This window comes from Rhizobium rhododendri, from assembly GCF_007000325.2.
GTDB classification, from domain to species: Bacteria; Pseudomonadota; Alphaproteobacteria; order Rhizobiales; family Rhizobiaceae; genus Rhizobium; species Rhizobium rhododendri.
Genome location: NZ_CP117268.1, coordinates 1257812 through 1283338 on the forward strand (window position 1 = coordinate 1257812; position 25527 = coordinate 1283338).

Annotated in this window: 21 protein-coding genes, 2 tRNA genes and 9 pseudogenes; 14 read left to right on the top strand and 18 right to left on the bottom strand. The window is 56.3% G+C overall.

Annotated features, from left to right (window positions below; genetic code table 11):
- Nucleotides 1–219 precede the first annotated feature (219 nt).
- Nucleotides 220–957 carry a glycosyltransferase family 25 protein gene (locus PR018_RS23555; RefSeq protein ID WP_161991046.1) on the top strand — a complete coding sequence of 246 codons (738 nt, stop codon included), beginning with the start codon at nt 220–222 and terminating at the stop codon, nt 955–957.
- Between the two features lie 137 nt (nt 958–1094).
- Here the strand turns inward: PR018_RS23555 and PR018_RS23560 are convergent.
- A pseudogene (locus PR018_RS23560) lies at nt 1095–1160 on the bottom strand (UPF0149 family protein); the annotation flags it as partial.
- Between the two features lie 86 nt (nt 1161–1246).
- On the opposite strand from PR018_RS23560, the pseudogene PR018_RS23565 reads away from it, so the two are divergent.
- Together PR018_RS23565 and PR018_RS28575 are read left to right on the top strand one after the other, a co-directional pair.
- Nucleotides 1247–1420 (top strand): annotated as a pseudogene (locus PR018_RS23565) (IS3 family transposase); the annotation flags it as partial.
- A 324-nt stretch (nt 1421–1744) separates the two neighbouring features.
- Nucleotides 1745–2032 (top strand): annotated as a pseudogene (locus tag PR018_RS28575) (transposase); the annotation flags it as partial.
- On the opposite strand, the gene PR018_RS23575 reads toward PR018_RS28575, so the two are convergent.
- From PR018_RS23575 to PR018_RS28580, 3 genes are all read right to left on the bottom strand, one after another.
- Nucleotides 1920–4037 (bottom strand): recombinase family protein, encoded by a 2118-nt coding sequence (locus PR018_RS23575; RefSeq protein WP_279621448.1) that lies wholly within the window; start codon nt 4035–4037, stop codon nt 1920–1922. The pseudogene PR018_RS28575 and the gene PR018_RS23575 overlap by 113 nt on opposite strands.
- Before the next feature lie 145 nt (nt 4038–4182).
- Nucleotides 4183–4644: a helix-turn-helix domain-containing protein gene (locus PR018_RS23580; RefSeq protein ID WP_111222197.1), complete on the bottom strand. Its 462-nt coding sequence runs from the start codon at nt 4642–4644 to the stop codon at nt 4183–4185.
- A gap of 194 nt (nt 4645–4838) precedes the next feature.
- Nucleotides 4839–5099: a DUF5372 family protein gene (locus tag PR018_RS28580; protein ID WP_161959378.1), complete on the bottom strand. Its 261-nt coding sequence runs from the start codon at nt 5097–5099 to the stop codon at nt 4839–4841.
- 38 nt (nt 5100–5137) lie between these two features.
- Between PR018_RS28580 and tnpB the strand changes: the two genes are divergently transcribed.
- Nucleotides 5138–5290, top strand: coding sequence for an IS66 family insertion sequence element accessory protein TnpB (gene tnpB / locus PR018_RS23585; protein ID WP_244615472.1), 153 nt, complete (start codon nt 5138–5140; stop codon nt 5288–5290).
- Between the two features lie 71 nt (nt 5291–5361).
- Nucleotides 5362–6936, top strand: a complete 1575-nt coding sequence (tnpC, locus tag PR018_RS23590) for an IS66 family transposase (protein ID WP_142831248.1) — start codon at nt 5362–5364, stop codon at nt 6934–6936.
- Nucleotides 6937–7455: 519 nt separating this feature from the next.
- Here tnpC and PR018_RS23595 read toward each other — a convergent pair.
- From PR018_RS23595 to PR018_RS23605, 3 genes and pseudogenes are all read right to left on the bottom strand, one after another.
- Nucleotides 7456–8361, bottom strand: coding sequence for an IS110 family RNA-guided transposase (locus tag PR018_RS23595; RefSeq protein WP_142831249.1), 906 nt, complete (start codon nt 8359–8361; stop codon nt 7456–7458).
- A gap of 94 nt (nt 8362–8455) precedes the next feature.
- Nucleotides 8456–9910, bottom strand: coding sequence for a lipopolysaccharide biosynthesis protein (locus PR018_RS23600; RefSeq protein ID WP_244615475.1), 1455 nt, complete (start codon nt 9908–9910; stop codon nt 8456–8458).
- A 377-nt stretch (nt 9911–10287) separates the two neighbouring features.
- A pseudogene (locus PR018_RS23605) lies at nt 10288–10419 on the bottom strand (transposase domain-containing protein); the annotation flags it as partial.
- A 123-nt stretch (nt 10420–10542) separates the two neighbouring features.
- Between PR018_RS23605 and PR018_RS23610 the strand changes: the two are divergent.
- From PR018_RS23610 to PR018_RS23635, 6 genes and pseudogenes are all read left to right on the top strand, one after another.
- Entirely contained in the window at nt 10543–11046 is a 504-nt protein-coding gene (locus PR018_RS23610; RefSeq protein ID WP_244615450.1) for a hypothetical protein, read from the top strand.
- Nucleotides 10998–11591 (top strand): tyrosine-type recombinase/integrase, encoded by a 594-nt coding sequence (locus PR018_RS23615; RefSeq protein ID WP_244615453.1) that lies wholly within the window; start codon nt 10998–11000, stop codon nt 11589–11591. Before PR018_RS23610 ends, PR018_RS23615 begins: the two co-directional genes overlap by 49 nt.
- Nucleotides 11524–11784, top strand: coding sequence for a tyrosine-type recombinase/integrase (locus PR018_RS23620; RefSeq protein WP_279309165.1), 261 nt, complete (start codon nt 11524–11526; stop codon nt 11782–11784). The genes PR018_RS23615 and PR018_RS23620 overlap by 68 nt, the downstream gene beginning before the upstream one ends.
- Nucleotides 11781–12700 (top strand): annotated as a pseudogene (locus PR018_RS23625) (tyrosine-type recombinase/integrase). Before PR018_RS23620 ends, PR018_RS23625 begins: the two are co-directional and overlap by 4 nt.
- Nucleotides 12697–13698 (top strand): annotated as a pseudogene (locus PR018_RS23630) (tyrosine-type recombinase/integrase). Before PR018_RS23625 ends, PR018_RS23630 begins: the two co-directional pseudogenes overlap by 4 nt.
- Before the next feature lie 114 nt (nt 13699–13812).
- Nucleotides 13813–13944 (top strand): annotated as a pseudogene (locus tag PR018_RS23635) (transposase domain-containing protein); the annotation flags it as partial.
- Between the two features lie 1244 nt (nt 13945–15188).
- Here the strand turns inward: PR018_RS23635 and PR018_RS23640 are convergent.
- The 4 genes from PR018_RS23640 to PR018_RS23655 form a co-directional block, all read right to left on the bottom strand.
- Nucleotides 15189–15265 (bottom strand) — tRNA-Met (locus PR018_RS23640).
- Nucleotides 15266–15414: 149 nt separating this feature from the next.
- A complete protein-coding gene (gene mnmA / locus PR018_RS23645) occupies nt 15415–16614 on the bottom strand; it encodes a tRNA 2-thiouridine(34) synthase MnmA (RefSeq protein WP_142831251.1) in 1200 nt (399 codons plus the stop codon).
- 214 nt (nt 16615–16828) lie between these two features.
- Nucleotides 16829–17119 (bottom strand): hypothetical protein, encoded by a 291-nt coding sequence (locus PR018_RS23650; RefSeq protein WP_425064164.1) that lies wholly within the window; start codon nt 17117–17119, stop codon nt 16829–16831.
- Nucleotides 17120–17470: 351 nt separating this feature from the next.
- Nucleotides 17471–18577 (bottom strand): mechanosensitive ion channel family protein, encoded by a 1107-nt coding sequence (locus PR018_RS23655; RefSeq protein WP_142831253.1) that lies wholly within the window; start codon nt 18575–18577, stop codon nt 17471–17473.
- Between the two features lie 262 nt (nt 18578–18839).
- Here PR018_RS23655 and PR018_RS23660 point away from each other — a divergent pair, with 262 nt between their 5' ends.
- Nucleotides 18840–19802, top strand: a complete 963-nt coding sequence (locus PR018_RS23660) for a glycosyltransferase (RefSeq protein WP_142831254.1) — start codon at nt 18840–18842, stop codon at nt 19800–19802.
- Nucleotides 19803–19869: 67 nt separating this feature from the next.
- Here PR018_RS23660 and serA read toward each other — a convergent pair whose 3' ends face one another.
- From serA to PR018_RS23675, 3 genes are all read right to left on the bottom strand, one after another.
- A complete protein-coding gene (gene serA / locus PR018_RS23665) occupies nt 19870–21465 on the bottom strand; it encodes a phosphoglycerate dehydrogenase (protein WP_142831255.1) in 1596 nt (531 codons plus the stop codon).
- 82 nt (nt 21466–21547) lie between these two features.
- Nucleotides 21548–22726 carry a phosphoserine transaminase gene (locus PR018_RS23670; protein WP_142831256.1) on the bottom strand — a complete coding sequence of 393 codons (1179 nt, stop codon included), beginning with the start codon at nt 22724–22726 and terminating at the stop codon, nt 21548–21550.
- A 164-nt stretch (nt 22727–22890) separates the two neighbouring features.
- Complete coding sequence (locus tag PR018_RS23675) at nt 22891–23103, bottom strand: hypothetical protein (protein WP_153816491.1); 213 nt, start codon at nt 23101–23103, stop codon at nt 22891–22893.
- Nucleotides 23104–23201: 98 nt separating this feature from the next.
- Here PR018_RS23675 and PR018_RS23680 point away from each other — a divergent pair, with 98 nt between their 5' ends.
- Nucleotides 23202–23429 (top strand): type II toxin-antitoxin system HicB family antitoxin, encoded by a 228-nt coding sequence (locus PR018_RS23680; protein ID WP_142831258.1) that lies wholly within the window; start codon nt 23202–23204, stop codon nt 23427–23429.
- A gap of 57 nt (nt 23430–23486) precedes the next feature.
- Here PR018_RS23680 and PR018_RS23685 read toward each other — a convergent pair whose 3' ends face one another.
- The 3 genes and pseudogenes from PR018_RS23685 to PR018_RS28415 form a co-directional block, all read right to left on the bottom strand.
- On the bottom strand, nt 23487–23825 hold the full coding sequence (locus tag PR018_RS23685; RefSeq protein ID WP_244615481.1) for a hypothetical protein: 339 nt from the start codon (nt 23823–23825) through the stop codon (nt 23487–23489).
- 49 nt (nt 23826–23874) lie between these two features.
- Nucleotides 23875–24069, bottom strand: a pseudogene (locus tag PR018_RS28410) (hypothetical protein); the annotation flags it as partial.
- A pseudogene (locus PR018_RS28415) lies at nt 23990–24602 on the bottom strand (putative metallopeptidase). The pseudogenes PR018_RS28410 and PR018_RS28415, both read right to left, overlap by 80 nt.
- Before the next feature lie 216 nt (nt 24603–24818).
- On the opposite strand from PR018_RS28415, the gene PR018_RS28585 reads away from it, so the two are divergent.
- On the top strand, nt 24819–25031 hold the full coding sequence (locus PR018_RS28585; RefSeq protein WP_374108590.1) for a DUF6719 family protein: 213 nt from the start codon (nt 24819–24821) through the stop codon (nt 25029–25031).
- A gap of 21 nt (nt 25032–25052) precedes the next feature.
- On the opposite strand, the gene PR018_RS23705 is transcribed toward PR018_RS28585, so the two are convergent.
- A tRNA-Met gene (locus PR018_RS23705) sits at nt 25053–25123 on the bottom strand.
- Between the last annotated feature and the right edge of the window lie 404 nt (nt 25124–25527).

The window sequence follows — 25527 nt, forward strand, 5'->3', positions numbered from 1 at the left end:
GCTATTTAACGCACTCGACAGGACTATCGCGCTCACCGAAACCTGATTATCCCATCACGTCACGTATGTCTTTCATTGATCGTATCCGATAAACGGCGTTTCAATTTACTACAATAAGTTAATGGGTAGACCTTTGCAAAAGCGATTTTATGGCGTTAAAATGCAAGCTATCAATACCGATTAATTGATTCTGCCATAGTATAAGGAAGGATCGCATTGTTGGACATTGCAGCTGAATCATTGCTTAATAATTTCGAGCGCATCCGAATAATTAATTTGACCGATCGAACTGACCGCCGGAGGGATACTGAAATCCAGTTACGCCGAATCGGAGTGCGTGTTGATGGCGATCGGGTAGCGTTTCATGCAGCTATTAGGCCATCGTGCAACGGCGGGTTTCCAAGTGTTGGGGCATACGGATGCTTCCTAAGTCATCGTGAAGTTCTTAGAGATGCGGTGGATCAGGGTGTATCAAGCGTTCTGATTTTCGAAGATGATTTAAATTTCTCCACAGATTACGGATCGAAAATCCCTGCGTGTATGACTGCACTTTCACATAAAGATTGGTCGTTATTCTATGGTGGTCACGGCGACATTTCTTATCCATCAGATGTCAAAGAGGCTGTATTCCGCGTCGATCCGTCTGACTGGGTTCTCGGGGCGCATTTCATAGCGCTGAACGGTGTTGCTCTCAAACAAATCAGTGCATATCTTGATCACTGTTTAGAGTGGATAGCGAGGGACTTTGCTACAGCGCCTCATGGAATAGATTCGGCATACGGTCGTTTTCGGAGGGAATATCCAGAATTGTTGGCATTCGCCGCTTCGCCCGTTCTTGGCTATCAGCGATCTTCTAGGAGCGATATTTCGACAAAGGCACTTGAGAAGAACGTGGTAGGCAGAGTTTTCTATAAGCTAGCTCGTGATGTCAGGCGCTCACTATCACCAAATTTATAGGCTTGTGAATTGAACTAAACCACTGATTGCGGGGAATTGCGGCTTACCTTAAGGAGAATTCCCCCGACTGAGAGTGAGCGAGACGAGAGGCCCACGACTTTGCGGGGTTTTCGGTGTAGATTTACTGTCGATTGGGACTTCTGTTTTGCCCGCTTCGGCATAAAGTATGTTCGGATGTTGACGAGCGGCTCTGCGACGTCGGCAACAGAAGTGGCTCGGGAAATTTGCACAGTGGGATAAGTTGAGTTTGTGCCTGACTTCGGCTTAGATGCCTGGAACAGGAGATATCATGACAAGACGTCCGCGCCGGAATCACAGCCCGGCTTTAAAGGCGAAGGTGGCACTTGCCGCCACCCGGGGTGAGCAGACGCTGGTGGAGTTGCCCCAGCAGTTTGATGTGCACGCCAATCAAATCAAGCAATGGAAAGACCAACTCCTTGAGGAGGCAACAGGAATTTTTGGCGTTAGTATTACAGTTGCGTTTGATATCGTGTTTTGTAATGTGATGTCATTGTGGCAGCCTGGTGGCTTCGTCGCCAGGTGACCAAGCGAGGATGTAACGAACTCTGATCGGCGGCGGTAGCAATAGACGCATAATCAGATAGCGGATCTCTGCGACGGTTGGCAGTAGCGCGAGTGCCCTGGTCAGGCGTAGATTGGAGGATTTAGACTCCTTTCGTTGGTAAGCGTCCGGCGGACGGATTTTGCTGATTGAGCAGATCAGGCGATGATCTGGCATTAGAACCAGCATTAATGCTGACATTAATTCCAGATCAAAGAGGTTAGCATGGCTCGGATTGAGGTCATTTCCGGCGTTGAGCGCCGGCGGCGATGGTCGCGCGAGGCGAAGCTGAGGATTTTAGCAGAGGCGGCTGGGGCTGGCGTCCGGATTGGCGATGTGGCGCGCCGCCATGATATTTATCCGGCGCAGATCCGGCTGTGGCGGCAGACATTTGGCCACGTCAGCACGCCCGCCACGTTCCTTCCGGTGAAGATGGTTGAGGAAATGCGCTCTGAGCAGGCACCTGTGACGTTCCCGGCGTCGGTCGCGGTCGAGATCTTGTTGCGAAATGGCCGGAGCTTGAAGGTCTCCGCTGACCTTGATGGAAGGTTACTGTCGGCATTGATCGTCTGCGTGGAGGCGGCATGATCGGGCCGTCCGGAAATAAAGCGGGCGTCCTGGCAGCCGCGACGTGCGGTTCCACCTGGGCGATCTCGGGATAAATGTAATCGTCGAGAAGCCTATCGACCAGCTCAATGATACTGAGCTTTGTCTTGATCTGCTGAGGAGAGGATTTTGGGTTCATGGTGGTAAGCGTCTGGATTTTGCCGCCCTTGAAGCGAACGTGAAGCTTGGTGGTTCCTTCCGCTGGCAACTTTAGGAGAGTAACATCCTCAATGATGTGGGCCAGCAATCGCTTGCGTTCGCGGCATGGGGTATCCGGATCCTTCCAGAGCTGGTTGAAGTCGGCCGTCATCGCGACTAACCGTTCGTGGACAGCTTTATCAAGGATGAATTGATCGTGCTCTCGACCACGTTCGCGTTCTTCGCGGGCACTGGCCAGCGTGCGAAGCTTCTCGTTCCATTCACCTTCGAGCGTGTCGGCGACGAGGCGGTTACTAGGATCGACAAGCATGAAGCGGCGCTGAGCGAGCTCGGCTTCCGTTTGGGCGCGTTCGATGGCGCGACAGCGCAGCCGGTCTGCTTCTTCATGGCGGGCTTGGATCTCCTTGCGGACTTCGAGAGCGAGCTCGACGGCCGCCGGCGTCATCTGCTCGGCAATCAGCATACCGATGGCTTCATCGACGGGAGGCCCGGCGATCGACTGACACATAGGCTCCCCACGATAAATACGGGCACGATTGCAAATGTACCAGGCTTCCTGCCGGCCACGCCGCGCCGCATAGCGAACCCTAAGATGGCTGCCGCACTGCCCACACACGGCTCGGCCTTGCAGCAGTGCCGGTCCCTCCCTTGGGATTGAAGCTCGTGCCGCTTCAAATCCACAGCCATTCGCCTTGAGGATCTTCAGATTCTCCTGATGTCGCTCCCAGCTGATATAGCCGGGATGAGCATCGGGAATGCAGGCCGGCCAGTCATCAATGTCGCGCGCACGCAGAGTCTTTTTGCCGTCGATGGTGCGTCGAAACTGTCGTCGGCCATAGGTATAGGCGCCAGCGTAGCGCGGATTGTTCAGGACACGCATCGCCGTCGATGCGGTCAGCGGCCGAAACAGCGTGCCGCCGTTGTGTAGGCGCGATGGAAACAATAGTCCCTCATTGCGAAAGACCTTGACGGTCTGGGAGGCGGACCCGAGGCGAGAGAACATCTCAAAGAAATGAATGATCGTTTCTCTGACTTGCGTGTCTGGATCAAGAGTCACATTGCCGAAATGGTCATAGACCAGCCCGGTCGGCAGGAGGCAACGAAACTCGCCGCGCCGCACCTTATTGAGAATGCCGCCGCGTAGCCGGGCTTTGATCACATGCAGCTCGGCCTCACTCATTGTTCCCTTCAGGCCGAGCAGGAGCCGGTCGTTGAAACTTGCCGGATCATAGACGCCGTCCTCGTCGAGGATCAGGGTGTCGGCAAGGGCGCAGATCTCCAACAGACGTTGCCAGTCGGCATTGTTGCGCGCCAGACGGGAGACTTCCAGGCCCATGACGATCCCGGCATGCCCCATGCCGACATCGCTGACCAGCCGCTGAAACCCTTCGCGCCACGCCGCCGATGCACCGGACTCTCCTTGATCGTTGTCGATGACGATAACCTGCTCGTCGCGCCAGCCGAGGGCGACAGCGCGTCCCCGAAGCGCATATTGCCGCCTGGCGCTCTCGACGTTCTCAACGACTTGCCGCATTGAAGACTGGCGGATGTACAGGTAGGCGCCGCGTTCGAGGTGATGAGGCTGGACTTTGAGGTGTACATTCATGGTGATCTCCGATCGTTGATGCTCATTGCGATTGTCGCAAGGACGTGAACAACGGCGCTGTGCCCGCCGTGCAGCGGCCAAGCAATTGACGATGGGTAAAGCTGCTCTCGCGGGGTGCTTGCTGTTGCTGTCAGCGCCTGAGCCCATCCCCACATGCCCCGACGCAGAAAGAGCATCAGACCGCTACGGGCCATAAGCGGCAGCGCTGCGCCGAAAGCAGCCTGGCGCAATACCTCGTACTGGGACGCGATGGTCGACGGTTGGATCAGGCATGCCACCGCCGCGGCAGTGTTTACCTGCTGCTTTTTTTTAGAACCCGCTCGATCGATCTGGGATGAAGCTCGATATCGAGTTCCTGGCGGAGCAGCTTGGCCAGTTCCCGGGCGCGAACGGGTTCTCCTGGGCCAAGCTGCGCCTGCAGAAATGCCAGGACTTTGTCGTCGATCTTGTGGGGACGGCGGGGGCCCGGCTTTGTCGGCACCAATCCCGCAATCCCGGCCATGTCGAAGTTCACCTTGGCCTGGTAGTAGGTTGGCCTGGAAACACCGTACTCGTCGGAGGCCTCCGTCACCGAAACCTTGTCGATGGAGACGCGACGCAGCATCTCGTATTTGACCTGCACGGCGTCGTGCGGATCGAAGAACTCGCTGCCCCGAAATTTTGGATCGCGCACCTTCTCGGGGGTGGGATTGAACGTGCCCTCTTCGATGAGGACATCCGTCTTTGTGCGCTTGCTGTCGTACTTCGCAGACATCAATGGCTCCGAGGACACGAAGCGGCGTTAGAGTAATTCTAATTATGACGCATTTTACTACCTCGTCAAGCTGATGCGTATGGTCTATTTGACGAAATGACTCGTAATTGCAGGCATATCCTCTCATAAAAGCGACCTCTTGCGGCATAATCCACTTTACAAATGCGGCATATTTATCCTTACACTTCTGCACGTCAGCGCGGCCCCAATTTGCTCGAAAGGCGCTTCACCAGAGTGGCCAACTCCATTAAGTCGACCACCCGCAAGAGCGATCGTCCGTTGCTCATGACGACCTCAGGATCCAAGCTTACAAGATCAGTCCATTGCGGAGGAACCGACCAAACAGTGGCGTCCTCGGTCTGCAGCAAAAGGCGTTCACCATGCCGGTTGTAGCGCTTGCCGACGCACGGCAATTGTCGTGGGAATAAAGGATGAAACGGATGTGTAACCCGCACTAACTGCGTATCTGCGTTGGCAGTGGCTGCATTCTGTTGTGAGGTACAAGAGGTTGGAGCGCGGATATTTTCCCTGGCCAACGGCAAAGGAGGGGGTTGCGCACCTGACGCAGGCTCAGTTGTCGATGCTCGTTGAAGGGATCGACTGGCGTCGACCAGCATGGACTTCCGCTCCCGGCCGGGTGGGCTGAACGACTGATTTTGCAGAGAAATCTAGCCGAAATACTGGCGCTTGAAGCCCAAATCGGCTAGGCTTCTGGGCATGGAAACAATGCCGCTGAACAGTCAGGATGAGTTGTCTGCATTGCGCGCGCTCGTCGCTGAGCAAGCGGCGAAACTTGAGCAGCGCGAAGCTGAGGTCGGCAAGCGCGACTCCATCATTAGCCTTTTGCGGGCGCAGCTGGAGCTTCTCCGCCACCGGCAGCATGGCGCTTCCTCGGAAAAGATTGATCGGAAGATCGAGCAATTCGAGCTGATGTTGGAGGAGATCGAGGCCTCCCGCGCCGAGGCTGAGGCCCGCGCTGGGAAGACGCCTTTACCGGTCTCGGACGAGGTACCGAGTAAGCCGAAGCGCAAACCGCTACCCGATGGCCTTCCAACCGAAGAGTTGGTCTATCCGGCCCCCTGCAATTGCCCCACCTGTGGTGGCACATCGTTCCTGAAGGCCGCCGACAAGGTGGTCCAGGTAATGGAGCACGTACCGGCGTCTGTGAAGATTGTTCGCCACGTCGAAAAGCGCATGATTTGCAAGGGCTGCGATACGACGGTAGCAGGTATTATGCCGACCTTGCCGATTGAGCGAGGTAAGCCCGGACCGGGGTTGCTCGCCCATATCATGGTGGCCAAGTTCGACGATCATATTCCGCTTTACCGTCTATCCGAGATGTATGACCGTCTGGGGATAGACATCTCCCGATCCGTCATGGCGGACTGGGTAGGTCGTGTGTCCGCTCTGCTTTCGCCTCTCATCTCACTGATCAAAGCCCATGTCGCCGCGGTCGACCGGATACATTCGGACGATACTCCGGTCGATGTTCTCGACCCTGGCCGAGGCAAGACAAAAACCGGCAGGGTATGGGTCTATGTCTTCGATGGCCGCGGCTATCAAGACCCGAACCCTGGGGCAATCGCCTATTACTACAGCCCCGACCGTAAGGGCACGCATCCGGCCGACCATCTCGCCACCTTCAGCGGCGTTATGCATGCGGATGGCTATGGTGGCTACAAGAAGCTTTACGGCAACCAAATTATCGAGGCGGCCTGCATGGCGCACGTGCGTCGCAAGTTCCACGACGTCATCAAGCTCAAACCTTCACCGATCGCCGACGAGGCGCTGTCGCGCATCGGCGCGCTCTACGATATCGAGCATCGCATTCGTGGCATGCCTCCTGACGAGCGACGCGCATTGCGCCAGGAACATGCCAACCCCATTCTGAATGACCTGAAGCTTTGGATCGAGGCTACGCTCTCGACGATACCGCAGAAACAGAAGCTGGCTGAAGCGATGCGATACGCGCTGTCACGGTGGGCTGCATTGCGCGTCTACATCGATGATGGTCGCGTTGAGATCGACAACAATATAGCTGAGCGCGCCATGCGTCCGCTTGGAATTGGCAGGAAAAATTGGTTATTCGCCGGCTCGGATAAGGGCGGCGAGCGCATCGCCAATATCCTCACGATTATCGAAACGGTCAAGCTCCATGGCCACAATCCCGAGATCTATCTGACCGACGTCCTCACCCGGATCCAGGATCACCCCAAGGATCGCCTTGAGGAATTGCTGCCATGGAACTGGACGCCGGTAGAAACCCAGCAAGGCGCCATCCACCAAGCCTAAACTACCCGCCGCCTTCACTCAAAAATGCGTTCGCCGAACGCTTACTTTCGTTCGGTTTGCCAGTAGTCACGCGGCGTAGATCAGCGCCGAGCTTGGCGAGGAAAGCTGCGGCAGCCATGACGAGCGTCATGTGCCGTTTTTTGTTCGCTTTGTCTTTATCCAATCCGGTTGAAGCACAACAAGCGTCCCATGATTCTCTTCGGTGTGCGGTCTATCCATTTCCGCCACCACTATTCGGGGCTTTTCGCTTCATATCCAGGGGCCGATGCAGTGTATTAAACGCGGTCTTCGATCCGCATCCAACTGTCTCGCATTCGTCCGTCCCGGTCCGGTCGCTTCACCTCATGGACATTGAGGACTTTATCCGCGAACGAACTTCAAAAAAACGGTTCTAAAAGGCTTTACCGCTCGGCACGGCTTGGAAATGATCTTCCCTCTTCCAAAGCCCAAGCAACAGCACGGCCAATTTGCGTGCCACTGCCGTTCGCGCCCGCTTTGGGCCCAATCGTTTTGCCAACTTCAACCCCCAGCTTCGCAAGGTCGACGGCGCGGCACCGTTGTCGGGAGACAACCCGCTGCCTCATATAGATAGTGCCGCAACATATCGCCGCCCTGTTTGGAGATCGAGCCTGTCACATCTCGATCGCCCGACTGGTACCTTTTTGGTGTCAGGCCAACGTAAGAACCGATGGATCGGCTTTTTCCAAAACGTCGCGGATCCTCCACCGTCGCCACGAAGGCTAGGGAGCTCAGCGGTCCGACGCCAGGCACCGACATCAGATGCCAGTACGGCTTCGATGCGGCCGTTATTTGCCGCACCTTCTTATCCAGGCCGGCCAATTCCACCTCAACCCATGCAAGCGTATCAAGAAGTGCCGCAATCCCGATATAAAGAGCATCATGTCGGTTGCAGGAAGATCGCACCTCCTCATCGAACCGTTTACCTCCGGCTCGAGCCGAAATCTTGATGCCGAACGGCCGCAGCAGCCCACGAACTTGTCCATAAAGCTGGCGCTTGACGTTGACGAGGTGCTCACGCGCGCCCAACAAAGCCTTTAGCCGATGACTTTCCATGGTCTTCACATGTACCGCAGAATACCAGCCGCTCGCCAACATCTCGGCAAGTGCCTGCGCGTCCGCCTTGTCAGTCTTCTCAGGCCGCGCCTTCAGGGCATCGGCCGCCCGCCGCGCATCCATGCAGATGATAGGAAAGCCAAGATCCTTCAGTTCATGGTAGAGCCAGGGCGTTAGCGACCCTGTCTCAAGCCCGACCTTCACCAGATGGTCGTTCCATCTCTTCAGTCGCTCGGAAATCATCGACGGCTGCGTATCCGCGCTCCCGCGCCACACCACTCGGCGATCTTGATCCATAACGCAAATGTGTGTGCTCTTGAGGCTGACGTCCAATCCAACGTAATATTGCATCGCTGCTCTCCTAAGGTCTTCGACAAACCAAGGCGGAGGTCCTCATCAGCCGAGGGGAGCAGCAACCTCATGAATGGGATGTATTAGACAATCGCTAATAAAGCTGCCTAAGTTTGGGCCCAGCTATCAGAAGTACAGCCGTAATATATACGATGCCACCCAAACTGACCGCCAACAATCCAACCTCCAACGTCGAAAACGTCGCGAATCTATTTACAATTAGAACCACCAAAGCCATTAACGTAGTCCCACACGTGGCCGGTATCATTTGCCTTAGGTAGGAAGAAAGGCTGCATTGCAAAGTATCTAATGTAAGCCATATTGAGAAAGGAAAAATCATAACCGATTTAAACGCCAAAGACTGCGCAATAAGGGGCGCCCCGTAAGAATGTATGGAAACGACTATTATAATTGAAAGGATTTGATCCATAGCCTGATAAGCGATCCAAAATCGTACCTTACCTTGACTTCGGATTAGCGAAGACTGTATTGAATCTATAGATAAGACGATGGCAACAACGCATAAAGCCTGTAATATTGGTAGCGCAGGCAGCCATTTATCGCCAAAGAGCGTGGGGATCAGGTAACGCGCAACTAGTGCAAGGCCGCAGAAGGCCGGAAATGCGACAAGAGAAGCTGCAAAAATGGCAAGTAATGTAGCATCTTTGAGCTTCGCCTTTTCCTCCTGAAGGCTCGAAAGTAGCGAGTAAGATACTGCATTAATTGCACCCGTCATCAAACCTGTCGCTAGCTGAAATATTCGACGAGCAAAACCGTACAACCCATATTGTGAGGATCCAATAAATGATCCAATGAATAATTGGTCTAAGCTTATAATAGAAATCATAAAGTTTGCTGAGGCCCACGCACCATATTTCAAAAGATCACGCACAGAGCGTAATGAAAACCGCAACCGCGGTCTCCATCCGCTGGCAGACCACGCCCCTAGAGAAATAACCGCAGCCGATAATACTTGTGAAGCGACAAGAGCCCAGTATCCCATGCGCAAGTACAAAAGCAAAATGCAAAGCGCAGCAGCGCATGAAGACGAAACAATTCCCCTTATTGCAATACTTCTGAACGACATAGATCTCGACAAGAGTGCGTTTGGTACAAGGCCCAAAGAGTCAAAAATAACCCTAAGACCAATAACCCGAATAGTAGATGAGGATTCATCGTCGCCAAACTGATATGCTATATAATTAGAGTTTGCATAGAGAACCGCGTAAATTGAGAGACCAAATAGAACTACAAACCAGAAAATTGTATCTAAATGGATTGTCTTCAAATTTTTTTCACGAACCAAAGCTTCCCCTAGTCCAAACGGGCAAAACGCGGTGAAGACGGTAACCACTACTGTCGAAAATGCTACAATTCCAAATTCTCGCGTTGTTAATACTCTTGAGCTAGCAATAAAAACACAAAAACCAAGAATTGTAGGGACAAAATTGCTAATAGATGACCAAACGACTCCCCTGATTGCTGCTTTTGATCGACCAGTTGTTAAATGTTTGTAGCTGATTTCCTGTTCGCCCGATTCAATCTTCATTTCCAAAACGTACCTTATTTCCAAGATAGTGAACTGGTTGAACAGCTAGGATGCCTGATTAGATCCAACTAGCACAAAATACACTGCTTTCAGCAGTCTTTAATTGAAGATATCAGGTAAAATTCATTTAGATCCGTAATGGGCCGGCGCTTCCGAGATTGTAGCCAGATTGGTGGCTGTCCTGCGGATTTCGCTAAATCGGGACAGCGGTTTCAGCAAGTCGCGGACACGGTCTCGCTTGCAGCAGGAGCCTGATCGAGACCAGATCTGAGAATGTTGGCGACAGACGAATAGGTCAGCGCATTGATGACCAACGCACGCTCACAGGCCAATTCCAGCCGATCGGTTTCGTAACGACGCGCCAGGGAGGTAAGCGGTTAGCCGATAGCGTCTGCCTTATAATTCCAAGGCATTAGCAGCTCAATATCGGCGGCGGGCCAACCGTTTGCGATGCGCGTCAGCGTCTGGGCAAGCCAGGCAAGCGGATCGACGTTGTTCATTTTCGCTGTTTATGCCGACCGTCGAACTATGCCGATTAATGAACTTTTTGCCAACGTTTCCGGCATCATAGCGGCAGCTAGTCGGCATAGTTTAGGGTCTCTCCGTCGCAGTTGACGCGAAGGAGAGGACACATGAACGCAACTGACTATTTGAATCGCAGCGCCCTATACCGGAAGCTGGTCTATGGTCCGTATCGGGAGTTTGCGGGCGTTTACGCCGCCAAAATGTCGAACGAAGGTTTGGGTCGGCATTGCACGTGGCGCTCGCTGAGCCTGTTTCGGGATCTGATGGACTGGCTTGTTGGCAATGGACATGCTCCGCAGGATTTAAGCGACGTTCACGTCGACCGCTTTCTTGAGCATCGTTTCAAGCACTGGAAGCCCGACCCGGGCGATCGATCGGCACTCCGCCGCTTGCTTTTGGCGTTACGGGAGAAAGGCTTGGTACCAGCCGCACTTCCGATTCTGCGCAGTGAGCACGAGAAGATCGTCGATGTATTCGGGCAATATCTCTCGACGGAGAGAGGGCTCGCCGCCGCAACTGTGGGGAGCCACAAGCTTCTGTCGCTTCGATTTCTCCGGGAGGTGTGTCCGTTAGGCGTAGACGGGTTGCAGCGCTCACCCCGCAGACCGTGATCGGTTATGTCGAGCGACATGCGCTCGATGGTTCCGCCGACAGTGGCAAAGCCATGTGCGTGGTTGTGCGTGCCTTCCTGCGCTATTTGCATCTGAAGGGTTTCATCTCGATGCCGCTCGCTGGCTGTGTGCCGTCCATCCGCCGCTGGCGACTTGCCGGCCTTCCAACATTTCTCCCGCCCGAGAAAGTCCAGAAGGTTCTCGATGCCTGTGATCGGACGACGGCAATGGGTCGTCGGGACTACGCAGTTCTGATGATCCTCGCCAAGCTCGGTTTGCGCGCCAGCGAAGTTTCCAACCTCAATCTTGACGATATCGACTGGCAGTCGGGCACGATCCTCGTACACGGAAAGGGACGACGCCAAGCGACTATGCCGCTGCGTCAAGACGTCGGAGCAGCGATCGTCGCTTATATCCAGCATGGGCGCCCAGCCCCCGGCATGTCGACGACTTTTCCTACGAACACTCGCCCCGCACGTGGGTTTTACATCTGGCTGCGCCATCACGTGGATCGCCAAGCAAGCACTCGAACAGGCCGACATTGAAGGCTATGCGCATCACGGCGCCCATCTTTTCCGCCACAGCCTTGCGACTGACCTTTTGCGATCGGGCGCCAGCTTTGCCGAGATCGGCCAACTGCTCCGCCATCGAAGCATCGACAGTACAAGAATCTATGCCGAGCTCGATATTGAGAAGCTGCGTGAACTGAGCCTACCCTGGCCGGGAGGTGTCCAATGAGCCGGCTTCGCACCGCGTTTGGGCGCTACATCGGCATGCGCCAGGGGCTGGGATACAAATATGACGGTCCGGCAAAACGATTGTCGGAGTTCGTCGCTTTCATGGAATCCCGCGGCGCCGAGACCATCACGAATGATCTGGCAATGGAGGGGTCACCTCGATGGGCCGGCAGCCAAGCTGGTCCATCCGCCTGTCTGATGTGCGCTGCTTTGCCCAGCACCTCAGCTATTTCGATCCTTTGACAGAAGTGCTACCAAGCGACGCTGTAGCACCGGCACGGCGGACAAAGCCCTACATCTATAGCGAGATCGAGATTCAGACACTTTTGGCGGCGGCACTGTCGTTGCCGCCGCCAACGCTCTGCGGCGCTGGACATATCACTGCCTGTTCGGGCTAATAGCAGTGGCCGGATTGCGCCATTCCGAAGCGCTCAGCCTGCTCCGGACCGATGTCGATCTCGACCAGGGCGTCCTCACCATCCGAGAGACAAAGTTTGGCAAGTCACGGCTGGTCCCGCTGCATGCCACGACAATTGCTGTCCTTTCAGGCTATGCCGCCCGACGCGATGCACACTTTGGTACACCGCGCAGTCCCTATTTCTTCGTCGCCGAACAAGGCGGCAGATTGCTGCATCAATACGTGCATCGCGTGTTCTGGCGACTATCCCGGCAAATCGGATTACGACGGGAGGAATCGAGATGGCCCACGGATTCATGATCTTCGTCACCGTTTCGCCGTCTAGACCCTGATCAACTGGCATCGCGCCGGCGAAGATGTGGAACGCGATCTGCCCGTTCTCTCAACCTTCTTCGGCCATGCCAATGTTCGCGACACCTATTGGTATCTGTCGGCCACGCCGGAACTGATGAACCATGCCGTACGGCGATTGGATAAGCGCTGGGAGGTCCGGTCATGAGACGCACGAACGACCTGGCCGTGCTGATCGACCGGTGCTTTACGGATCGGCTTATGAAGCATCGAGGTGTAAGTTCCAATACCATCGCCTCCTATCGCGACACCTTCAGGCTCCTGTTTGCTTTCGCACAGACGCGCATTGGGAGATCCCCATCCCAGTTGACGCTGCGGGATTTGGACGCTCCTTTCATCGGCGAATTCCTGGAGGATCTTGAGACGCAAAGATCCGCCTCGGTGCTGACGCGGAATCTCCGCCTCACAGCCATCCGCTCTTTCTTCCGATATGCGGCGTTTGAGGAGCCGGCACACAGCGCCCACATTTAGCGTGTGCTCGCGATCCCCAGCAAGCGATGCGACAAGCGGCAGCTCCAATTCCTAACCAGGCCCGAGATTGAAGCGATCCTGGACTGTACGGATCGAAACACGTGGCTGGGACGCCGCGATTACACTCTGCTATTGCTGGCTGCGCAAACGGGGCTGCGGGTCTCGGAGATCATCGACCTCGACCGAGACTCGGTAATGCTCGGCCGCGGTGCGCATGTGCAATGCGTCGGCAAGGGCCGCAAAGAGCGAAGTACCCCGCTCACGAAGGTTGCACAGCACGCCCTCAAGCGGTGGCTCAGGGAGCCAGGGAAGCGGGGCGCAACGGCTCTCTTTCCGAATATGCACGGTGGCAGGTTCAGCGCGGACGGCGTGCAGGCTCTGCTGAACAAATATGTCGCCAAAGCACCTGAGCACTGCATCTCCCTTCGCTCAAAGCGGGTCTCGCCCCATGTCTTGCGGCACTCTGCTGCCATGGAGTTGCTGCAGGCGGGCGTCGACTGCTCCGTAATTGCCCTGTGGTTGGGCCACGAAGCGATGGAAACGACGGTGACCTATCTTCATGCGCATCTCGAACTGAAGGAATCTGCACTCGCAAAGCTGAAGCCGTACGAACGCGCCAAGGCCGAGCGATTTCGACCAAGCGACCGGCTTCTGGAATTCCTGAACGCCCTCTGAGCATGAGAACTATGCCGAGTGCCAAACAACAGCGACCCGCCGAACTAGCCGGGAACGCATGGTTTGCTGCAAACAATAGAAGAGACACTCGGCATAGTTCGACGGTCGGCATAAACAGCGAAAATGAACAACGTCGATCCGCTTGCCTGGCTTTCCCAGACGCTGATGCGCATCGCAAACGGTTGGCCCGCCGCCGATATTGAGCTGCTAATGCCTTGGAATTATAAGGCAGACGCTATCGGCTAACCGCTTACACTCGGTCGGTGTTGCACGACAATATTCGGGTACGGCACATGACGCTCGTCATGGCTGCCGCAGCTTTCCTCGCCAAGCTCGGCGCTGATCTACGCCGCGTGGCTACTGGCAAACCGAACGAAAGGAGTCTAAATCCTCCAATCTCCGCCTGACCAGGGCACTCGCGCTACTGCCAACCGTCGCAGAGATCCGCTATCTGATTATGCGTCTATTGCTGCCGCCGCCGATCAGAGTTCGTTACATCCTCGCTTGGTCACTATGGCGACGAAGCCACCAGGCTGCCACAATGACATCACATTACAAAACACGCTATCAAACGCAGCTGTAGTACTAGACTATAATTCGCGGAGCTGAGCGACCTTGACCGGACACCAAACGACACGATTCGCGGCCATGCGAAGCATTTAAGCTAGCCTTGCGACAGCGCCCCGGTGACGGCGCCACATGTCCGCTGGCCTTAGTTTGGTATCCATAACTGTTTACGCAATGAGGCGTGGCAAACCCATACTCTGCAAACCCTCGCACGGAACGTACTGTCAGATTCACCTGTCCTATCTACAATAAAACATAGCTCAATATAAAACAATAAATCATTGCACCACAACTAGTGCCGGAAATAGAATAAATAGTACATAATAAATCCAACAGATGAGAGTGATAATATAGTAACGATAATACAAATAAAAATTATCAACATACGCAGGCGCAAATTGACGAAAAAATGGTCTGTGTTGTTGATAAGTTCTCTCTCATAGTTTAAATATAGGTAACGTTAATGAAATGTCTAACACTATTTTGGTAGAATAGCTCGGCTGTTGCATTCTGACCCACGTTCTCTTCATGGCATCGTCCCTCCCTGCATCAAAGAGTTGTTATGCATAGCCGACAAAGACCCACGGAGGAACGATTGGAAGTGGAGCGCAAGCACTTCACGACCTCTGCAAAAAGGCATTATGTCAAGCAATCACCGTGGAGCAAGCGCCGTGAAACTTACTTCGGGATTTCGATAGGGGTGTTGTGTCAATCTAACGGGCAAATCAGGGTCCATGATGTCGAGTTTCCGTCCACAATATTGGCCGAATACGAAAACCTTGATGCCATGCTCATAGATTGGGTAAAGCTGTAGTGCCACTTTGTCTGACACCAAGCAGCGGCGTGCTACAGTCGCGCTACATACATGGGTGCTTATCGTAAGCGATGCACCTAGAGAATTGAAGCTAACTAATGGGTTGTAGTGGTAGCGGGAGAGGGACTCGAACCCCCGACACGCGGATTATGATTCCGCTGCTCTAACCACCTGAGCTACCCCGCCGTAAGACCTTTGCGACACTCTTGAATTCGAGCCGAAAGGTCCATTTGGTTGAGCGGCTTATAAAACCGCCTTCACCTTAGTGTCAAGCGCGGCGGAGACAAAAATCGACGCGTCGAGTGACAAGTGATTTTCCGGGCTCTTGGTAAGGCTCAGGCGGCGAAGGCCGGGCGCAATAGGGCTGCGAGTGACGCCTCGGCCGATGGCTCCCGTTCAGATCGTTCGATAAAGCCGCCGCCGTAGACCCGTGCGTTGTCGCCCGGTGCGGAATAGAGCGCGCAGGCCTGTCCAGGAGCAACGCCGGCCTCGCCGATCGTGAGATCGACATAGATGCCCGACGCGTTGACGTGCAGCACGGCTGGCGTCGGCTGGCGGGTGGAGCGAACCTTCGCGTAGCAGGCGAACCCCTCGCCCGCAGCGGCCACTTCCAGCGCCTCGTCGCCGAGCCAGTTGACATCGCGCAGGTGAACGCGGTGCGTCTCCAACGCTTCTCTGGGGCCAACGATAACGCGGCGCGAGCGGGCGTCGAGGAAAACTACATAGAGCGGTTCGCCAGTGGCAACGCCGATACCGCGCCGCTGGCCGATCGTGTAGTGCAGAATGCCCTCGTGGCTGCCCAGCACGCGTCCGTCGAGATGAACGATCTCGCCAGCGAGCGCAGCATTCGGCTTCAGCTTCGTGATGATGTCGGAATACTTGCCCTGCGGCACGAAGCATATGTCCTGGCTGTCGGCCTTCTTGGCAACGACAAGCCCCATCTCCTCGGCCAGAGCCCGGGTGTCGGCCTTCGGCAGGCCGCCGAGCGGAAAGCGCAAGTAATCGATCTGCTCCTGCGTGGTCGCAAACAGGAAATAGCTCTGGTCGCGATCTGCGTCGGCAGGCCGGTAGAGCGCCCGGCGCCCGGGATTGGCGGCAGAGGGGTTCGGACGCGAGCGGATGTAATGGCCGGTGGCCAGCGCGTCGGCGCCGAGCTCCCTTGCTGTTGCCAGCAGATCGGCAAACTTGACCGTCTGATTGCAGGAGACGCAAGGGATCGGCGTTTCACCGGCCACATAGCTTTCCATGAATGGATTGATCACGGTGTCGCGAAAGCGCTGCTCGTAGTCGAGCACGTAATGGGGAATGCCGATCGTCTCGCAAACCCGGCGCGCGTCGTCGATATCCTGTCCGGCACAGCAGGAACCGGCACGATGCACGGCGGCACCGTGGTCGTAGAGCTGCAGCGTGATGCCGAGCACGTCGTAGCCCTGGCGCTTTAGGATGCCGGCCACCACAGAGCTGTCGACGCCGCCGGACATGGCAACGACGATGCGGGTATCTTCCGGACGCTTGTCGAAATCGAGTGAATTCACGGTCTGCCTGCCGTTCCCTTGTCGCGCGTTCTGGTGATGTTCCGCGCCATGCCCGCAGAGCGGCGACATCTTGCTTGCCGGACCAAAAGACGCTCCGGAAACCTGCGGTTTCTGGCAGACGATATAGAAAGAATTGGCATTGCACGCAAGGCCCGGAGCGCAAACGCAGCCAGCCGCCCGATCGGCGGCCAGCTGATATAGCATTTTGTCGTTCTCACAGCGTCTCGCCGCGCGCGCGAACGATGCAAAAGGTGTAGATTGTCGCATAACTCGTCGAGACGATCAGCGGCAGGGTAATGGTCTGTGCGATCCGCGGCGTCCCGCCCAGACGATGCACCAGGATGAGAACGGCTGCAGAACCCAGGCCGGTAATCAGCGGTGGGGCCCAAAGCGCTGCACTGCCAGGAAAGCGCCTTGCCAGCACGTCGATGGCCGACTTCTGAAGCACCATGAGCAGCGCAGACAGCATTCCCTGCACGAGCCCGGCCGACAGGGGTTGCGGCATCGGATACCTGCGATTTGCATAAAAGGCCCAACTGCCCATGGCGGCGGACGCAAGCAGGAGATGAACAAGCATGCTGGATGCAAACCGACGCAACGTTGCCCTCATATAAGACCATCCAATACCAAAAAGATGTCCAACGAACGGCACTGAAAAGACGACGGAATAGAGGCGCCGGGCGACAAAACGCAATGCCCTCAATTCGATTTTGTCGTAGCGTCACCGTGAATGGTTTGAACTGCAGCCTTGAGCGACGCAGTCGACTGTGTGTTTTATTGAAGACTACCGCCTGGATCTACCGCGAGCATCGACCGGAAACGTAGAAATCGCATCCGTCCACAACGGCGGCAGTTCCTAAGCCGCAGGCCTCGACTGGTTCGGCTCGCGCGGCACCAGGTCGCGCATGTCCATGCGCAACTGCGGCAGTGCCTTCGGGTACTCCGACTGAATGAACTCGATCAGTTTTTCACGGACCTCGCAACGAAGATCGAATGTCCGGCCGGCGCTCGATGCAGACACCAGAATGCGGACTTCGAGCACGGCCTCGCGAAAATCCGTGACGGCAACATTGACCACGCGGCGGTCCCACAGGGCGGATGCCGCCGCTATCTCCTCGACCTTTGCGCGCAAGGCCGCCACCGGCACGCTGTAATCGAGATAGATCATGACAGTGCCGATCAGCGACGAGCTCTCACGTGTCCAGTTCTGGAACGGCTTCTCCATGAAATAGCTGAGCGGCAGGATCATTCGGCGCCAGTCCCAGAGCTTGACCACGACATAGGTCGAGGTGATTTCCTCGACGTTGCCCCACTCGCCCTCAACAAGTAACGCGTCGTCGATGCGGATCGGCTGGGTGATCGCAAGCTGTATGCCGGCAAACAGGTTCTTCAGGACCGGCTGGAGGGCAAGACCGAGGACGATGCCGGCGACACCGGCCGAGGCAAGCAGGCTGACGCCGTATTGACGCACCGGCTCAAACGTCATCAGCGCTGCGGCGATCGCCACGATGACGATCATGAGATCGCCGATGCGCTGCATGATCTTCGATTGCGTCACATGCTTGCGGGCAAGCAGGTTGTCCTCCGCATCGAGCTTGAAACGCCGAAGGTAGACGATCATCCAGATGTGCAGGGCCGACTTGCTCATCCAGGCCACCTGCGCGATGAAGCAGATGAGCAGGACGTGCCGCAACAAAGACGCCTGCACCTCGGTCAACGGCGCAACCGAGACCGCGAAAGCAAGCGCAGCGACGACGATGGCAAAACGCGCCGGCCGTTCCGTGCGCGAGATCAACGACCGCCAGAACAGATCCCAGGTGGCAACCAGCCGCGTGAGCATGTTAAAAAGAAGCTTGTGGACCACGAGGCCAGACAGGATCGCCGCAATGATCAGCACGAAGCCGACGACCCAGCCGGGCAGCCAGTTCAATTGATCGTCAACTTTTGCCAGAAATTCCTTCATGCCCCCAAAATAGTGTGCAGTGCGGCATAGAAAAGGGTGCGCTGCAAAATTTGCATTCCGTGTCTCCTATGGACATCGGTTGCCTGCACTCGTCACCTCAGTCACGTTCAGGTCTCATAAACCATCCCCGTTCGGCAGTTCGGAAATAGTGGCGCGGGTGCCCTCATCAGCACCAAATCTTAAAGACACGCCCTTAGAACTGTAGGCCCCGTGCTGCCCGTAAATTTTGGCACGGAAAGCCTCTGTGTCCTGGAGCTGCCGAATGCTGGAAGTCACCGAATTCAAACCCTCGTCGGCAGCCTTCGGCAAGAAGCGGATCGCCGTGCTGCTTCCCTGCTACAACGAGGCCGTGACGATCGCTAAGGTGGTGGCCGATTTCCAGATGTCGCTGCCGGGTGCCGCCGTCTATGTCTACGACAACAATTCATCCGACGGCACCGGCGCCATCGCCCGTGCTGCCGGCGCCGTCGTCCGGGCGGAGAAGCGGCAGGGCAAGGGCAATGTCATTCGTCGCATGTTTGCAGATATCGACGCCGACATCTATGTTCTTGCCGATGGTGACGGCACCTACTCGGCGCTGTTTGCCCCGATGCTGATTGACGCTCTGATTTCAGACGAGTTGGATTTCGTCAACGGCTCGCGCGTCTCGACACTCAGCGGCGCCTATCGACCCGGCCACCAGTTCGGCAACAGGCTGCTGTCCGGGATCGTCCGCTGGATCTTCGGACCGCAATTTTCAGATATGCTGTCCGGCTACAAGGTCCTGTCGCGCCGGTTCGTCAAATCGTTTCCAGCCATGTCCAGCGGCTTCGAGACGGAGACCGAGCTTGCAGTACATGCGCTGGAACTGCGCATGCCTTGCGCAGAATTGCCGACACCCTACAGCGAACGGCCGGAAGGTTCGGTGAGCAAGCTGAACACGGTGCGTGACGGTGCGCGTATCATGTTGATGATCGTCAAGCTCATCAAGGAAGAGCGGCCGCTGATGTTCTTCGGCCTGTTCGGCCTGCTGTTCTTTACCATTGCAACCGTGCTGATGGTGCCTGTCCTGATGACCTTTTTCGAGACCGGACTGGTTCCACGCCTGCCAACGGCAATCCTCAGCCTCGGTATGGTGCTGCTCGGGTTTCTCAGCATCTTCACCGCCCTCATCCTCGACATGACCACCCGCGCCCGCCGAGAGATCAAACGCCTCATCTACCTGTCTGTCGGTCGGATTCTTTGAATACTACTGAAAACGCGTAAAGCCGACGCGATCGCTCGCGCCGGCTTTGAGTTGAGTTGACGATAGATCAGTCGACGTTGAAGACCAGAGGCCGCGCCTGGCGGATGGCAGGATTGGCCGTCAGCTTTGCCAACACATCGTCGCTGATCGCACCATCGACGTAGAGCAGTGCAATCGCATCGCCGCCCTGGCTGTCGCGTCCGAGCTGGAAGTTGGCGATGTTGACATCGGCCTGCCCGAGTGTCGTCCCGATGAAACCGATCATGCCGGGAACGTCGGTGTTGGTGATGTAGACCATGTGCTGGCCGACATCGGCGTCCAGGTTGATGTTCTTGATCTGGATGAAGCGCGGCTTGCCATCCGAGAACACAGTGCCTGCAACCGAGCGGGTCATGCCGTCGGTCTTGACGGTCAGCTTGATGTAGCCGTCATAGACGCCGGTCTTGTCGCGCTTGACCTCGGACAGCACGATGCCCTTTTCCTTGATCATGATCGGCGCCGAGACCATGTTCACGTCAGACACCTGGGTACGGATCAGGCCGGCCAGCAATGCCGATGTCAGTGCCTTGGTGTTCATGTTGGCCGTAACGCCGTCGTAGAGGATCTCGATTTCCTTGATCGGCTCGTCCGTCACCTGGCCGACGAAAGCGCCAAGCACGTCGGCAAGACGGATGAACGGCTTCAGCAGCGGTGCTTCCTCGGCAGTGATGGACGGCATGTTGATGGCGTTGGAAACGGCGCCCTTCATCAGGTAGTCCGACATCTGCTCGGCGACCTGCAGGGCGACATTTTCCTGCGCCTCAATGGTGGCAGCGCCCAGATGCGGCGTGCAGACGACGTTCGGCAGACCGAACAACGGGCTTTCCTTAGCAGGCTCGACCTCGAAGACGTCGAAGGCCGCACCGGCGACATGGCCGGACTTTATGGCTTCAGCAAGGGCTGCCTCATCGACCAGCCCGCCGCGCGCGCAGTTGATGATGCGAACACCTGGCTTCGTCTTTGCAAGCGCCTCCTTGTTGAGGATGCCGCGCGTCTTGTCGGTCATCGGAACATGCAAGGTGATGAAGTCAGCCTGTGCAAGAAGCTCCTCCAGTTCGACCTTGGTGACGCCCATTTCCTCGGCCCGCTCCTTGGACAGGAAGGGATCGTAGGCGATGACGTGCATCTTCAGCCCCAGGGCGCGCGAAATGACGATAGAGCCGATGTTTCCGGCACCGATGACGCCGAGTGTCTTGCCGGTGATTTCAACACCCATGAATTTCGACTTTTCCCACTTGCCGGCCTGCGTCGAGGCATCGGCCTGTGGCAATTGGCGGGCAACGGCAAACATCAGCGCAATAGCGTGTTCGGCCGTCGTGATCGAATTGCCGAACGGCGTGTTCATGACGATGATGCCGCGGCGGGACGCTGCCGGGATATCGACATTGTCAACGCCGATGCCGGCGCGGCCAATGACCTTGAGATTGGTGGCGGCAGCGATCAGCTTTTCCGTCGCCTTGGTCGCGGAGCGGATCGCGAGACCGTCATAATTGCCGATGATTTCGGCAAGTTTGTCCTTGTCCTTGCCGAGTTGCGGCTGGAAATCGACCTCGACGCCACGGTCGCGGAAAATCTGGACGGCAGTTTCCGACAATTCGTCGGATACGAGAACGCGAGGTGCCATGATGGCCTCCTGAGAATGGGTTCAGCGATGAAGTCATGAAATGTTGTGGCTCCGCCCTCTCGGCGGAGCCTGGATCGCTCGGTCAGGCAGCAGCCTTGGAAAGCGTTGCCTTCTGCGTCTGGAAAGCCCAGGCGAGCCAAGGCATAAGTGCCTTCATATCCGATGTCTCGATCGTCGCACCGGCCCAGATGCGCAGACCGGACGGCGCATCGCGGTAATGGCCGACGTCGAATGCCACCGCTTCCTTTTCGAGGAGCGCGACAAGACCTTTTGCGAAGGCAGCCTGGCCATCCTCGTCGAGCGCCGAGACTTCCGTGTCGACAATACGCAGGCAGACGGATGTGTTGGAGGCTGTTTCCGGCTTTACCGCGAGATTGGCGATCCAGTCGTTGGCAGCGACAAAGTCGGCAATGACTTTGGCATTGGCATCTGCCCGGCCGATGAGCGCCTTCAGGCCTCCGAGAGATTTCGCCCAAAGCAGCGCATCAATGTAATCCTCGACGCAGAGCATCGACGGCGTATTGATCGTCTCACCGGTGAAGATGCCTTCGATCAGCTTGCCGCCCGAAGTCATGCGGAAGATCTTCGGCAGTGGCCAGGCAGGGACGTACGTCGTCAGCCGCTCGACGGCACGAGGCGAGAGGATGATAACCCCATGGGCCCCCTCCCCGCCCAAAACTTTCTGCCAAGAGAAGGTGGTCACGTCGAGCTTGGCAAAATCGAGGTCCTGCGCGAAAGCGGCCGAGGTGGCGTCGCAGATCGTCAGGCCCTTGCGGTCGGCCGGAATGAAGTCAGCGTTCGGCACGCGGACGCCGGAGGTGGTGCCGTTCCAGGTGAAGACGACGTCGCGGTCGAAATCGATGGTCGACAAGTTCGGCAGCTCGCCGTAGTCGGCTTCGATCTTGCGTGCATCATTCAGCTTCAGCTGCTTGACGACGTCCGTCACCCAGCCGGCGCCAAAGCTTTCCCAGGCCACCATATCGACGCCGCGCTCGCCGAGCAGAGACCACATCGCCATTTCGACGGCGCCGGTGTCGGAGGCAGGCACGATGCCGATACGATAATCGGCCGGTACGTTCAGAATTTCACGGGTAAGTTCTATGGCTTGCTTGAGCTTGGTCTTTCCGACCTTTGCGCGGTGCGAGCGGCCAAGCGCCGCATCGGAAAGAGCATCGAGCGACCAACCGGGGCGCTTCGAGCATGGGCCAGAAGAAAAATGGGTATTGTGCGGACGGATGTCCGGCTTTGCGGTCTCAGTCATGAGGCTATCCTCTCAGATAGAAAGCCCTTCGTTGGGGAAGGGTGGCCCGCCGTCACCAATACTTGAGGCCTTGAAAAAGAGCAATAGCCAAGGCGTGTTGGCCCCTCGGAAGGCTACAGTTTCGTCCTCGATCTTTTTGACGACTACGGTCATTCCTTGGAAGATCACATCGAACGAGAAAAAAACGGCGGCGGCGTTGCGGTTGGCGGCGGCGGTTGATGGTCGTCGAATTCAGACGGAACTCCAAACGCCTTGAGAAGATGCGAGTCAATCCGCACGGCGACTGGAGCATCCAGGATGTTGAAGGGGTTTGCCGCGAGCATGATATCGCTTGCGAGATGCCCACCAACGGTTTCCACTTCAAGGTCAAACACCATTCTCAGAATGAGATTTTAACCGTACGTTTCAAACGGCCCGTAAAAGCTGTATACATCAAGAAACTCATCGCGTTCATCGACGCTGTCAGGACTGCCAAATGGCAAGCTACGATTATAAAATCATCATCGAGCCGTTGTCCAAAGAAGATGGCGGCGGCTACATCGCTACCGTTCCAGATCTTCCCGGCTGCATGTCTGACGGCGAATCGGCCGTGGAAGCCGCTGCGAACGTTCAGGACGCGATCGGTTGTTGGCTTGAAACCGCTCACGACATGGGTCGCTATACCCCTGTCGCATCTTCGGAATATCATCGTATGAGTCCATAGCCGGCTTCGGCGGCTTAGTCGGCGCTTCTAAGAAGGCCGACCCCATGAGACCCGAGGTTAACGCCTCGGGTTTTTCTTTGCCTCGAGCATCAGCCCGACGCCTGTGACCTGCAGCCAATTAACAAGCTCGGGATTCGAGATCGAAGCTAGCCCGAACCAGACCGAAGCCTCAGATAATCGGAGCTCCCAATAATAGTCCCAAGGGAGAAATCCGGCTTCCGGTATCTCCGGGTCCGGGCTTTCCGTCTCAGAGCGCTTGTTTCTAACTTGGCGGGTCTCGCGGTTGGCATCCTTCACGCAGTCGTAGCGAGCAATGATCGCCACGGCTTCGCTGAGAGTTTGACCGAGGTCTTGGTAGAATTTGCACGCTCCCGGACGCCGCGGCGATCCGGTCATAGATCCAGCCAGCCTGAGGCGAAAAGACGATACCAAAGTCTCTCTTTAGAACAGCGGCAACTAAGGATAGCGCGTCGAAGGAGGCGAGCGCCTGCGCCACATAGGTTTGCTGCTCGCGGGTGAGTTTTGCTTTGCTCATGGGAATATCAAGACGCCATCCAGTTTCAGGCCACGCGCAGATTGCATGTGCCGCATGCGTGGTCGATATGGGCTCGGGCAATCTCAGGCGGCCGGTTGGTTGCATTGATTATCTCGCGAACGCCGGAAGCATCTGCTCCATAGCCGCCGAGAACGCCGATGAACTGTTCTGCGTCGTGGCCTCGAATGATGTAGACTAGGCGGCCTGTCTGCTTATTGAACTTTGGCTGGCCGAAGTCGTCCAAATCTTAAGCTGCAGGATAAAGCTCGTGCTCGACAAGCGCCATCAGTTTGGCGTCGCCACATTGGGCACAATAGCTGGCAGCAAGCGTGATGATGAAGTCTGGTATCTGCCCAAACCATTCCATGACCTGCTCGGCGCGAGCACGGGACCACTTGCCCATGACGCCCTGAGGCTTTCCCTCTTCGCATTGACCGATGACACGTTTCCCCTTTGCGTGAGTTCTCGACGACGTCGGCCAGATGATCGTGATCCGGATTGTGGACGCGCGAGGCTTCGTTGAAGATTGGCGCCACTACCCATTCGGCAATATCAGGGGCCGGAATGAAGGTGACGGGATTGTCGACGGCAGCCAGGCTTTTGGGTGGATACGGGCTGACTGTCACAGTGTCTTCCATATAAAGCGGCCTAGCGGCTGGTAACGAGCGCGGCCCAGAAGCATCAACACGCCGAACGCCACAAACGCGATAGCAACGACTAAGCAAACACCGATCGAGGCCTTGTGCATTTTGTAAGTCTTCTGCTAGCTTTAGATTGACTGCCGATCGCATGCGTGTGTTACTGTGGATGCCGCGCAAACCCGCGCCGCGCCCAAATAAAAATAGAGGCCTGCGATGCCGCTTCGTTTTGTGCTGTTGCTCGCACTGATAATTTCAACAGGATCTTCGTTTGTCGCTAGAAATGCGCCAAGTACCGGCAACTTAAGGGCCGGTGAAGTCGTCTATACAGACGATGGCAAATGCCCGCATGGGCAGATTGCCAAGGTCACCGGTGGCAATCATCGGGAAGGTATACCTAGAAAGCACGAATGCGTTGTCCACAAGTAGGACGTCACCTAAAACATTTGCTTAAGCTGGCAGGACTTGAACCTGCGGCCTCCAAGTTATGGGCCTGACGAGCGACCAGGCTGCTCTACCCGACGTGAACGAGAATTTTGGATGGGATGCTGAACGGGGAGCCGTGAAGCTCGCTCTGCGGGACCGGCGAAATCCGCACTGCACATCCCAAATCAAATCACCGCTGCCTATAATCCCTTCGGCACACATACCAAGCGATTCTTCGGTCGGCTGGAACTCGATTTCGAGAAGGCGCTTGTTCGGGTGGAGTCTGGAATGAATGAGGTTCCACTGCCCAAAGCGATAAATTCGGAGAAAGGGAAAGGCGCCCAGCTGATAGGGTCTTTGCCAGGGTGCCAGTCCGGGTGACCGAACACATATTGCTTTTCACATTCGACGCATGCCTTCATGCCAAAGGTCACAGTGCCGGCGATGCCTCCGCACCATGGGGAACAAGCTCCATTGGTGAAGCAGATACCGACTGTGG

Excerpts from the sequence above, each read along its gene's own strand:
- PR018_RS23575 (WP_279621448.1), bottom strand. The coding sequence starts at position 4,037 with ATGGGCTCAGGCGCTGACAGCAACAGCAAGCACCCCGCGAGAGCAGCT.
- serA (WP_142831255.1), bottom strand. The coding sequence starts at position 21,465 with ATGGCACCTCGCGTTCTCGTATCCGACGAATTGTCGGAAACTGCCGTC.
- PR018_RS23595 (WP_142831249.1), bottom strand. The coding sequence starts at position 8,361 with ATGCAATATTACGTTGGATTGGACGTCAGCCTCAAGAGCACACACATT.
- PR018_RS23655 (WP_142831253.1), bottom strand. The coding sequence starts at position 18,577 with ATGAAGGAATTTCTGGCAAAAGTTGACGATCAATTGAACTGGCTGCCC.
- PR018_RS23660 (WP_142831254.1), top strand. The coding sequence starts at position 18,840 with ATGCTGGAAGTCACCGAATTCAAACCCTCGTCGGCAGCCTTCGGCAAG.
- PR018_RS23685 (WP_244615481.1), bottom strand. The coding sequence starts at position 23,825 with ATGACCGGATCGCCGCGGCGTCCGGGAGCGTGCAAATTCTACCAAGAC.
- PR018_RS23600 (WP_244615475.1), bottom strand. The coding sequence starts at position 9,910 with ATGAAGATTGAATCGGGCGAACAGGAAATCAGCTACAAACATTTAACA.
- PR018_RS23610 (WP_244615450.1), top strand. The coding sequence starts at position 10,543 with ATGAACGCAACTGACTATTTGAATCGCAGCGCCCTATACCGGAAGCTG.
- PR018_RS23680 (WP_142831258.1), top strand. The coding sequence starts at position 23,202 with ATGGCAAGCTACGATTATAAAATCATCATCGAGCCGTTGTCCAAAGAA.
- tnpC (WP_142831248.1), top strand. The coding sequence starts at position 5,362 with ATGGAAACAATGCCGCTGAACAGTCAGGATGAGTTGTCTGCATTGCGC.
- PR018_RS23580 (WP_111222197.1), bottom strand. The coding sequence starts at position 4,644 with ATGTCTGCGAAGTACGACAGCAAGCGCACAAAGACGGATGTCCTCATC.
- PR018_RS23650 (WP_425064164.1), bottom strand. The coding sequence starts at position 17,119 with ATGCCGCAACCCCTGTCGGCCGGGCTCGTGCAGGGAATGCTGTCTGCG.
- PR018_RS23675 (WP_153816491.1), bottom strand. The coding sequence starts at position 23,103 with ATGGTGTTTGACCTTGAAGTGGAAACCGTTGGTGGGCATCTCGCAAGC.
- PR018_RS23670 (WP_142831256.1), bottom strand. The coding sequence starts at position 22,726 with ATGACTGAGACCGCAAAGCCGGACATCCGTCCGCACAATACCCATTTT.
- PR018_RS28585 (WP_374108590.1), top strand. The coding sequence starts at position 24,819 with ATGCCGCTTCGTTTTGTGCTGTTGCTCGCACTGATAATTTCAACAGGA.